This is a genomic window from Streptomyces sp. NPDC042638 (assembly GCF_040647235.1).
Taxonomy (GTDB): domain Bacteria; phylum Actinomycetota; class Actinomycetes; order Streptomycetales; family Streptomycetaceae; genus Streptomyces; species Streptomyces rameus.
In genome coordinates, this window is record NZ_JBEZBT010000122.1 from 1 (window position 1) to 5,463 (window position 5,463).

4 protein-coding genes are annotated in these 5,463 nt (G+C 69.7%); all 4 read left to right on the forward strand.

Annotated features, from left to right (window positions below; all coding sequences use genetic code 11):
* Positions 1–461 precede the first annotated feature (461 nt).
* The 4 genes from uppS to AB0B40_RS37860 all read left to right on the forward strand — a co-directional run bounded on the left by uppS (position 462) and on the right by AB0B40_RS37860 (position 5,153).
* Positions 462–1,235 (forward strand): polyprenyl diphosphate synthase, encoded by a 774-nt coding sequence (uppS, locus tag AB0B40_RS37845; protein ID WP_362268162.1) that lies wholly within the window; start codon positions 462–464, stop codon positions 1,233–1,235.
* 66 nt (positions 1,236–1,301) lie between these two features.
* Complete coding sequence (locus AB0B40_RS37850; RefSeq protein WP_362268157.1) at positions 1,302–2,099, forward strand: squalene/phytoene synthase family protein; 798 nt, start codon at positions 1,302–1,304, stop codon at positions 2,097–2,099.
* Positions 2,096–3,616 (forward strand): oxygenase MpaB family protein, encoded by a 1,521-nt coding sequence (locus AB0B40_RS37855; protein ID WP_362268159.1) that lies wholly within the window; start codon positions 2,096–2,098, stop codon positions 3,614–3,616. Before AB0B40_RS37850 ends, AB0B40_RS37855 begins: the two co-directional genes overlap by 4 nt.
* A gap of 40 nt (positions 3,617–3,656) precedes the next feature.
* Positions 3,657–5,153 (forward strand): AarF/UbiB family protein, encoded by a 1,497-nt coding sequence (locus AB0B40_RS37860; protein WP_362268161.1) that lies wholly within the window; start codon positions 3,657–3,659, stop codon positions 5,151–5,153.
* Positions 5,154–5,463 lie beyond the last annotated feature (310 nt).

Here is a 5,463-nt window from a genome sequence, read left to right on the forward strand (position 1 = left end):
GCCGTCTCACCGGCGAGAACACCCTCTCCTGGCGCGACCGACACCACAGACCAAACAGTAGATTCCAGGATAAAACACCGGGATGAAACGACCTCTTACACCGCAGGGTCGTCAGCCCATGGGATCGACGTCACCGCTCATGGCCTCGCTGTCCGGCACACCGACATCGCAGGCAGGCGGTCGGCTCACGCGCTTTCGGGCCGCGGTTGTCGTCTGCGGCAACTGCGCCTCAGCGGCCGGGCCGTTCTGCGCGTCAGCCGCAGTGAGTCCACGCCGAGGACTTCTCCCCTCTTTCGAGTGACATCGCCGGACGCGCGGGGCCTCTTGCCGCGCGGGTCGGGCAGGGTGGCTGACTGGTTCCCCCGGTGCGCTTGTCCCCGTGGGGCGCTGTGTGACTGTTCTTCACGGACCGGCGCAAGGTCCGGAAGGTGGGGGCGTGGTGACAGGGGAGGATGCAGCAGATGGCCGGTACCTCGGTGTCCTGGGGGCCTCATCCGTCCGGGGGCTGGTCGCCCTTGTGGGCACCGGGTCGAGTTCCCGCACACGTAGCTCTGATCGTCGACGGCAACGGCCGGTGGGCCGCTCGTCGAGGACTGGCGCGTAACGCCGGGCACGCAGCCGCGGTGCCGCGTCTGCTCGACACCATCGACGGGGCTGTGGAGGCGGGGATCCGGCACCTGTCGTTCTACCTGTTCTCCACCGAGAACTGGCTACGTGAACCGGAGGAAGTCGCGAGGATTTTGGAGATCATCGGCGGCTTCGTTACCGACAACCAGGCCGCGTTGCATGCCAAGGGGATGCGTGCGCTGTGGTGCGGCAGACGCGACCGTGTCCCTGACGCGCTGGGCCGTACTCTCGCCGGCTTCGAACAGCTCACCCGGGACAACCGGACCATGGACCTGGTCTTCTGTGTCGACTACGGCGCTCGGGACGAACTGTTGCGGGCGGCTGCCGAGTTGGCGCGTGAGGCCGCCGACGGGCGGTTGAACCCTGACCGCATCGACGTCGCCTCGCTGACCAGTCGGCTGTACCAGCCGGGCGTGCCCGATGTGGACCTGCTCATCCGTACCTCGGGCGAGCGCCGGATCAGTAACTTCCTGCTGTGGCAGTGCGCTTACGCGGAGCTGTACTTCACCGACGTCCTCTTCCCGGATTTCGACCGATCCGCCCTCTGGGAGGCGGTGGCCGACTATGCCGGGCGGGAACGCCGCTTCGGCAAGGCGGGGGCGGCCTGAATGATGGTTGTGCCGTCGGCCTCGTACCGGGCCGTGCTGGATCGTGCCGGAGTGCACGAGCCTTCGATGCGGAGCACTTATCAGGACATCGCCCGCAAGGTCCGCCGACTCGAGCCTCCCTACTACGCTGCCACTCGGCTCCTGGCGCCCTCCTGGCTGCAGCCGCACATCTTGTGCGTGTACGCGTTCGCGCACGCCACGGACACCGCGGCCGACAGCGGGCCGGTGGCCGGGCGCGCGCACCGCTTCCATGCGTGGGACACGGCCGTACGGGCGGCTCTGGCCGACCGTCGTACGGACGATCCGCGGCTGGCGGCGCTGCTGCACACCTTGGAGCGCACCGGGCTGCCCGAGACGTGGGTAGGCACCTTCGTGGACGGCATGGCCGGCGACCTCGGTTACCGTGACTTCGGCTCGGAGGCCGGCTTCCAGGCGTACGTGGACCGAGTGTCGCATCCGCTGATGCTGCTGCTCAGCGGGGTCCACCCGGGGTGCCGCACGCGGGAGGTGGTTCGTGCGCTGCGCGACGCGGCCGAGGCGGCGCAGCGCATCGACTGCCTCAGTGACCTCGCCGATGACGTGCGGGCCGGGCGGCCCTGTCTGCCACACACCGGCTGGCAGCTGCGAGGGCAGATCGAGCTCGCCCGCCAGGCCCTGCGCCGGGCCCGTGACATCCTGCCGTTCCTGCCGCCGGAGCTCGTCCCGGTTATGACGGCGTTCCTCGACGTGCACACCCTCCAGCTGCGAGCCGTCGAACGAGCCGGCCCCCGCCTGACACGCACTACCGTCCGCCCCCCTTTGCTGGCCTCGCTCAAGGTCCTCCTCTCCGCCCGGCGACAGCACATGAAAGGCGCCCTGTCATGACCGCATCCCTGCCAGCTTCCGAGCCCGAGGTCTCCATCGACTGGACGGGTTTTCCTGGCCCTGGGTCGGCGACCTGGACGTTGCTGGGCCAGTGGCGGATGACGCTGGTGATGCCGCGCCTGCTGGTGCTGCAAGCGGCTCACCCCGTGGTCGGTGCCGGCCTGGCCAGGCACTCCACCTACCGCACCCATCCCTGGCGGCGCGTCGATCACACCCTGATCAGCCTGCAGCGTTTCGTCTACGCCGCACCCGATCAGCGGCACCAGGAAGTGCAGCGCATCCTGCGCGCCCACCGGCGCATCAAGGGCACCGACGAGCGCGGCCGCGCCTACAGTGCCGAGCAGCCGGAGGTGCGCGCCTGGGTGCTGGGCACCGTGTTCGAGGCGATGAGCAGCATGGAGCGGCTCGCGGGCCGGCCACTCTCGGCTGCCCAGGAGGCACGGCTGTACCAGGAGTGGTGCGCCACCCTGGGCGCCTTCGGCCTGGAACGCGACCTGCTGCCGCCTGACGCTGCCGGGTTCTGGGAGTACTTCGAGCGGATGCAGCGTGAGGTGCTGGAGGACAACACCGAGGTCCGTTTCCTGATGCGGGACATGTACCGAGGTGCCGCGACACCGTCGCAGCTGGAGTGGTGCCCGCCAGTGTGGGCGCTGGCGCGCTCCTCAGCGGCGATGCTGATGCCCGGCGCGGTGGCCGCACAGCTGCCGCGGACCTACCGAGAGCGTCTCCACCTGCATGTAGGGCAGGCCGACCGCACGCTGTCGCGCACCGTGCACCACACCGCGCACGCCGCGATGAAACCGCTGCCGCTGCGCAACCGGTACATGCCGATCGCCGCCGCCGCGATGACCGGCCAGGTGCTGCACGAGGCCCGGGAGGTCCCCTCCAGCGGCTTCAGGATTCCCGGCGCCGGTTTGTTGACCCGGCCCTTGGGACTGGTCGCGGCGGTGGCTTCGGCGGCCCTTCGCGGGCCGGAGCGCGACGTGAGGGCCGACCGGCTGAGCCGCTTCTTCTCCCAGGTGCTCGACCAGACCGGCGACGGCCGCATCGACGCGCCCGACCTCCAGGCGATGGCCCGTTCCCTGTGCTGGCAGCTGGAGCTCTCCGCGGAGCAGGAGGACAAGGTGTACGCCGGGTTCACCACGTGGTGGGAGCACATGCGCTCCACCATGGACACCGATGGCGACGGAAGTATCAGCAAGGACGAGTGGGTCACGGCCATGCTCCGCAACTGCGACGCGGACCCCGGCTATGTGCGCGACGGCGTGCACCACGCCGTGCGCGCCATGTTCGAGGCAGTGGACACCGACGGCAGTGGGGCGATCGAGCGGCATGAGTACCGCACCGTGTTCGCCGGCGGACGCGTCGACCCCGGTGACCTCGACCGCGGCTTCGACGAACTCGACGTCGACAAGGACGGCACGATCAGCCTGACCGAACTACTCGACGGATTCACCGCGTTCTTCATGGCCCGCCAGACCAACGTCTCCGGAACCCAGCTGCTGGGCCGGGCCTGAGCCGGTGGCCGCAGTCATGGAACCGGTTCGAGGGGTCGGCGTGGCCCGCCTGGCCGGGCTGCTCGCCCAGGACGTGCTCGCTGCCCGGCAGGGCACCGATACGGCTGAGCGCACCATGGGCGCGCAACGCCACCGGGCGCGGCGGATCCGCATGACGATGGAGGCGCTGGGGCCGCTCTACATCAAGGTCGGCCAGGTACTGGCCACCCGACCGGATCTGGTCTCCGGGGCCCTGATCTTGGAGCTGGAACGGCTGCACACCACCGTGAGCGTCGCGCCGTTCTCCGTCTTCGAACCGGTACTGGAGCAGGAGCTGGGGCGCAGGTGGGAGAAGCTGTTCCGTGAAGTCGACGTCGGCCTGCCCTGCGGTTCGGCGTCGCTGGCCCAGGTGTATCCCGTGGTGTTGCACGATGGCAGCCGCGCGGTGCTCAAAGTGCAGCGGCCCGGGGCCGAGGCCCGGATGCGGGCGGACATGGCGGCCCTGAGCCGGGCAGCTCGTATGACGGGGCGGGCGCTTCCCCGGCTCGCCGAGGTGCTGGACCTCGACGCGATTCTGCAAGGGATCTTCGACTGCATGCGTCCGGAGCTGGACTTCACCGCTGAGGCCGCGCACATGGAAACCGGTCGCCGGGCGGCGGAAGGCTTCCGGTACCTGACGGTGCCCGCGGTTCGGCAGGCCGGGCGGCGGGTGCTGATCCAAGGCCTCGCGCGCGGACGGGCGCTCAGCGCCGGGGCGGCGGAGGACCTGTGCGAGGAGCAGCGCGAGCGGGTGGGCGCCGAACTGCTCAGGTACATGTACCGGGGCTACTTCGTCGAGCACTTCTTCCATGCCGATCCTCATCCGGGCAACGTCTTCCTGCACCCCGAGACAGGGGCGACCCTCATCGACTGGGGCATGGCCGGGCGGATCGACCGGCACACCGGAACGCTGGGAGCGCTCGCGTTCACCAGCATCGCCCACAACGACGCGCGCGGCCTGGCCGCCGCCTGGCTCGAGCTCGGCCGGTCGACCCCGCGCACCGACCTGCCCGGTTTCCGGGACGACCTGACACGCGTGGTGCCGCGACTGGCCGCCAGCCGCCTCGACGGCATGAACTTCGGCTCGGCCCTGGCAACGATCCTTCGGTGCGCTGCCCGGCGCGGGATTCGCACCAGCCCCATGATCGGGATGCTGGGCAAGTCCATGGCCAACGTCGAAGGCACGGTACGCGGCATCGCCCCGAACCTGTCAGCCACGGACGTCTTCCGGGAAACGCTGGGAGACATCATGGCCGAGCTCGCACGGAAGTACTTGTCGTATGAGCAGGTGGCGCGGCAAGGGCTGGAACTGATCGCAGTGGGTGACAGCGCCCTCGACGAGGTCCGCGCCGCGCTCCGTATCCTCGCCGGCCGGGAAAACACGACGCGAGCGGAGCCGTGGCCCAGCCAGAGAACCGGTGGTGACGGCCTCGGCCCCGTAGGGCAGCACGGTATTGCCGCGGCCACGTGGGTCTTTGCTGCATGGGCGGTGCACCGGGTCACGCGCCACGCCCCCTGACACCTGTGTCCGCTTCGGTGATCTCGGTACAGGTCAGCCGCAGGGCCGGCCGGCCGAACCTGTCGCCGGTCGTGGCGATATTGGATCGGCGCCCTGGCAAAGGGACCGGTGCCCGCCGACGGGTCACCGGCGCCTGGCCCTGCCGCGAACGCGCTGCTGGACTAGCGTCCTGTGCCACGTACGGTGGGAGCGGCGGCACGACCCTGCGGTGTAAGAGGTCGTTTCATCCCGCTGTTTTATCCCGGAATCTACTGTTTGGTCTGTGGTGTCGGGTCGCGCCAGGAGAGGGTGTTCTCGCCGGTGAGACGGT